Origin of the sequence: Burkholderia sp. 4M9327F10 (assembly GCF_005503145.1) — a bacterium.
Classification (GTDB): domain Bacteria; phylum Pseudomonadota; class Gammaproteobacteria; order Burkholderiales; family Burkholderiaceae; genus Paraburkholderia.
Map to the genome: position 1 here is coordinate 1 of NZ_SCNV01000127.1, position 4811 is coordinate 4811.

General features: G+C 58.1%; 5 protein-coding genes and 1 tRNA gene. 5 read left to right on the forward strand and 1 reads right to left on the reverse strand.

All coding sequences use genetic code 11. The features are described from left to right. Positions 1-119: 119 nt before the first annotated feature. From FFS45_RS41230 to FFS45_RS41255, 5 genes are all read left to right on the forward strand, one after another. Positions 120-195: transfer RNA gene (locus FFS45_RS41230), tRNA-Arg, on the forward strand. 1076 nt (positions 196-1271) lie between these two features. Next, positions 1272-2072, forward strand: coding sequence for a reverse transcriptase domain-containing protein (locus tag FFS45_RS41240; RefSeq protein ID WP_171029904.1), 801 nt, complete (start codon positions 1272-1274; stop codon positions 2070-2072). Between the two features lie 529 nt (positions 2073-2601). Then, positions 2602-3147, forward strand: coding sequence for a hypothetical protein (locus FFS45_RS41245; protein WP_137960318.1), 546 nt, complete (start codon positions 2602-2604; stop codon positions 3145-3147). Positions 3148-3184: 37 nt separating this feature from the next. Next, the gene (locus FFS45_RS41250) at positions 3185-3409 is read left to right on the forward strand and encodes a hypothetical protein (RefSeq protein ID WP_137960319.1); all 225 of its coding nucleotides are present in this window, start codon (positions 3185-3187) and stop codon (positions 3407-3409) included. A gap of 365 nt (positions 3410-3774) precedes the next feature. Further along, positions 3775-4062 carry a hypothetical protein gene (locus FFS45_RS41255; RefSeq protein ID WP_137960320.1) on the forward strand — a complete coding sequence of 96 codons (288 nt, stop codon included), beginning with the start codon at positions 3775-3777 and terminating at the stop codon, positions 4060-4062. Between the two features lie 328 nt (positions 4063-4390). Here the strand turns inward: FFS45_RS41255 and FFS45_RS42065 are convergent. Then, the coding region (locus FFS45_RS42065) for a hypothetical protein (RefSeq protein ID WP_171029905.1) at positions 4391-4811 on the reverse strand (421 nt) is incomplete at its 5' end.

Sequence of the window (4811 nt, forward strand, 5' to 3'; positions counted from 1 at the left end):
TATAAGAGACAGGTGTTGGGCGGGGCTTTGTCAAGGCGGCAGGTGGACGGGTTGACGGAAACCGGGTATCCTCTCGGTCTCGCTTTGGCGCTGCTTTCGTGGCGCTTTCGCGTGTCGAAGCGCCCGTAGCTCAATGGATAGAGTACTGCCCTCCGAAGGCAGGGGTTGCTGGTTCGATCCCAGCCGGGCGCGCCATAAAGCATATATAAAGCAGGAGGTTGGCGAATAGGATAACCTTTCTGTTGCCGTCGTACGGAAAACGTACGGAAATGCGTTCGCGCGCATCCCCCATCAAAGTTCAACGCCACGGTGCATCTCCGCATCGAATACCGCGTTTTGCAACTGGTTTCAAAATCCACCCCTCTTGTTGCCGCCGTGCGATTTCCCACAATGGAGCCATTCGGACTGCGTCTTTACCGGCTGCCTGATGTCTGCGGGCTTACAGGCCTCCGCAAAAGCTCCATCTACGTCATGATCAAAAGCGGGAGTTTTCCTGCTCCAGTGCGTATCGGTCGCCGGGCGGTTGCATGGCGTCAGGAGGATATTGGTCGCTGGATCGACTCTCGGCTGAGCACCGGGGGCGACTCGGTCTCTCAGTATGAGGTGAGCAAATGATCATCACGCCTCGCTCCATTGCCGATACTCGGTCAACAATCATCCCGGCGGAATCGCGTGGCGCGTCGGCGAACAGGTTGCTTTCTCCCCAGCATGCAGCCAGATCGACTTGGCAACCGCCTCGTATCATTCCCAGGCTTGTGCGGGACCGTGGTCTCAGTCCGCTGGTTTATGGCTACCGATGCGATCCTAATTTTCAACAATGGCGTCGGCGTTGCGCTAAGCGCTACGGGGAATTGATCGAGGGCGTTCGGCAAGAGTCATTGTGTCTGACGACCGAGCGGCCTAAGCGAGCACTAAGGGAAGCGGTGAAGACCTTTTTGCGGTCACGTTTGGTCCACTTCCATGTTCTCCACGAAACGTGGCTCGGTGGCAAAGGGCCATTCCGATTTCAGACTTTGCCCGAGCGCGAGGCGACGTTCTACGCACGATGGAGAGATCAGGAAGAGGGCGGCGAAATGCTGCAGTAGTCGCTTGATCCTTCGGTCCCTTGCTTGGAGCCGTTTTATCGCAGAGGCAAGTCAAAAGGCGACGGCCGTTGGCGGACGTTCTACACGTTCGGAATCGCACGTTTCACGCGTCAGCGATTGGTGGACGCGGCACTGGCTGCGGCTTCGTTTCGTATGTATCGCGGACAGGCTTCGTATGGCGGAGGTATGTCGACCGTCGTGGAGACGATCACGCAAATGCTCAAAGACAACCCTCTGCTGACTCACTGCGCGAAGGTCGATATTCGGAACTGCTTTGACAACATACGACTTAACTTGGCGCACGAGGTGTTGCCACTCACGCCCAAGGTCATTCAACACACTGTAGCAATCGACGTAAAGGAGGCAATCGACCAGAGAGAAAGAGCCCACCGAAGATATGAGCATTACCTACGGAGATGTGACGAGTCGTTTGCATCCGGACCCTCGCTGGCTCTGCCACAAGGCGCAGCCTCATCACCGCTTGTCGCTTACTGGCTAGTCGAAGCAGGGTTGCCGCCGTTACCGCCTGGCCGCGTGTTTTCTTACGGCGACGACCTGTTTGTGCTGGGAGAGTCGCAAGACGATGTGAGTGCACAAGTGTGCCGTTTTCAGCAGTTTTTTGAAAGGCATCCGGCGGGGCCCTTGCGAATCGACTGGGAAGAGCCGCGTGACTTACGAGACGGGATTGAATTCCTCGGGATTGAGTTCAAGCGAATTCAACTGACGACGAGTGAAGCACGCAGCTATCTCGTCAGTGCCCGGCTTCCGCGAGAAGCACGCACTCAGTTTCTCGATAGCGTCCGCTGGCGAGCGGAGCAGGGGCAGGCTTGTGGCGATAGGGCGCTGTCCGACGCGTCGCGCTACGTCAGAAGCTTCTTAGGGAATCTGTCTACCCATGATCGAGTCGAATTGTTGGTAGCGGCGCGCTTGATAATCGAAGACCTTGGCGTCGACGCAACGCCGATATGGAATCTTGGGGCGGGCTAAGAACTGGAGCGATGGTCTCACCGCTCACAGTCATCTATGACATCTCAAATGAGCGTTGCCGTCTTTTTTATGCGGATTTTGAAACCGGTTGCACGCTCTTAAGAACACGCATGCAAGCCTAGATTCGTTTACCGATGTGCGTGAGCGGTGGCTGCCTATAGCAAACCTCACAAGACATCGCATGACATGGGCTGACAGTTGGGAGGTGCGAATGACATAGAGCCCGTCGTGCATCGTTTCCAGTTCGTCACCCTTATCTTTGATAGGTCGCAGACGGTGTTCCGGTTGCCCCAATGGCACCGGCTCGTCACGCGCCCCTATAACGGGTTTGGCGGCGGCACGCGCATTCGAGGCTGGCGACTGATGCGCTTTTAGCTGCCAGCCAATCGTGTAGTTGCGCGCGTAGCGATGTTGTCGGAGAGGTGAATACACAGATTTTGAAACCGGGCGAAAAAATTAGGTATGCGAAATATTTAACATATGTCCCATTGCTATGTCATAGTTGCATCCAGACAAACTAGGAGGGCGCATGGGAACTACCACAACGGCTCCTACAGATTTGAAGAAGGATCGCTACTGGGGCGAGGAACGCAACGCTCGTCGTCGCCAGCGGTATCAGGACGCCCCGACCTATCGGACCGAGGTTTTACAACGCGCGCGACAGACGCAGTTCGAAGCGCGTCGCGCTGCCGGATTCGAGGTGAGTGAGGGCGAGGACTGCCGGCGTAATCTCCCGATGCTTGACGCCTTCGCGAAGACGCGCGACATCGAGCAGAACGGCGTAGCGCGTGGCAGCGCGAAAACGGTCATGATCGACGAGCTGGCGCAGGCATTAAACCGGGACCTCCAGGTGCTCTACCGGTGGATGGCTAAGGGGATGCTACCCCGCCCGGCGTTCGAAGCTCGCAACGCTCGCAACCGCTTGCAGGCCGTCTTCACGCTTGATGAAGCCCGTGCGATCGTCACGGTGTTCGGCGAGCACCAGGACACCAGCCTGTATTTCCGCAGCACGCATGCCGACACGATCCACCGCATCAACCAAGCAGTCGCGCTGGCACGGCAGCCTGGTCTGTGAGACCACCCTGCTGTTAGCTGACACAACGGAGAAGAGCATGATCGACACTCTCAAATTTGCACGGCGCATGCAAACCAAGGGCGGCATGACCCAGGAAGCGGCTGAAGCGTTGGCCGAGTGCATCAACGAGGGGACCTCGATCGACCAGCTTGCGACGAAGCAGGACTTGACCATTGCCGTGTCCGGCCTGCGCAACCAAATCTGGTCCGCTGCGGTCGCTATCGGGCTCGCCATGGGCATCCTTTTACACATCTGGAAGTGATCCCGAATGAAGAAGGAGATCCGGGGCCGTTTAGATGAAGCGCTGAACGAGCTGGGGCAGTTCTGTGCCGAGATGCAGACGGTGTTCCGGCTGCCAGAGTGGCGTCGGCCCGTCACGCGCCCATATAAAGACTTCAGTGGGGCCGCCCGCATTCAGGGCTGGTGCGCATTCACCGACAGAGCGGCTGGCTTCGCTATGACGATGTGTGTTCGATCATGGATACATTTAAGGCTGTCAGGGTTGGTATGCAATCCTCCTTTTGGGGAAGGACGTGGACGTCAAAATGGCCCGCAGGTTCCGCGACATGGGAGTGGGCTGTGTTGGTGTCACCTGCCGAACTGAATGAACTGCGATAAGGATGTTCAATGGACACGCATGCGTTTGTACTCGCGTTGGAAAGCGAAGGCATGGATGGCGAGCAGGCAGCCATCATCGCCACTGAGATGTACAGAATCTATGCACACTCAGTGTTGGGTGGAGCCTATAAATCCGTGGACTATGGCGATTATGAAACGCTTCGCGTCAAGGCGAACTTGAGGCGAGCCAAGATAGAGGCGGTGAATAACGTGCTTCGCGCGATGAATGCCAATGACGCCGACCAAGAAAAGCACTGGCAAGGTGAAGTGGAGCGGATCGACGCGGAGAGAAGGTAGCGAGGGTTCGTCAAGTAATCGACTCAAAAGGCGATTCCCGTCATCCAACGCTCCCGTAGCAGTCTGGACTTTATCCGGCACGATGTCTGGTCGTCCGGCTCAGCTTGGCCAGTGTCCGCACGTTAGATCAGACGAGCGATTGTCGGATTTGCATCAGCCCACGGCCCTTCGTACGCGGATAACCGTCGGGCGAAGGACGCACACGGCGGTGCACACGAGCTTTTCGGAATCGCGTGCCTTCGATGAGGACGAGACCCATCACAATCCCGTGGGCCAGTGCGCTGTCCGACGCTTCCCTGCGCTGCGCGGATTGTTGCACGCGCCCACGCTAGCGAGATACGCCGGCTGCAGCCCCCAAGGTCGCGGATGCTGCTGCCGACGAGGTTGTCGAAACTGATGTCGTCGTGCGGGTCGTGAGCCTGTCAATGGTCGCGGCGCGTGGCGTTGCGCACGCGCTGCCCGGCGCGCAATCCGTCCCTTCACGCGCATTCACACGCAGGGCATCGCCCGCACCGCGCTCGGTCGCAAGATTGTTGACCGTTACTTCGCCGTGATTGTCGTAAAAGACATTGGTCGCAGCCGGCGCGGCAGGCGCGCGCGCCCGTACGGGGACGGAATGCCGACGCGCCGTCATCGTCTGCTCGATCGTGTTTTGCACGGTGGTCTTGAGTTCGGCGAGGGCGACGGCAGACAGCGCAACAGCCGACGACGAAGCTGGCTGGGGGACAGACGCCGGGTTGGGGGATGAC

Coding starts and splice junctions, on each gene's coding strand:
- FFS45_RS41255 (WP_137960320.1), top strand. CDS start 3,775: ATGGACACGCATGCGTTTGTACTCGCGTTGGAAAGCGAAGGCATGGAT.
- FFS45_RS41240 (WP_171029904.1), top strand. CDS start 1,272: ATGTCGACCGTCGTGGAGACGATCACGCAAATGCTCAAAGACAACCCT.
- FFS45_RS41250 (WP_137960319.1), top strand. CDS start 3,185: ATGATCGACACTCTCAAATTTGCACGGCGCATGCAAACCAAGGGCGGC.
- FFS45_RS41245 (WP_137960318.1), top strand. CDS start 2,602: ATGGGAACTACCACAACGGCTCCTACAGATTTGAAGAAGGATCGCTAC.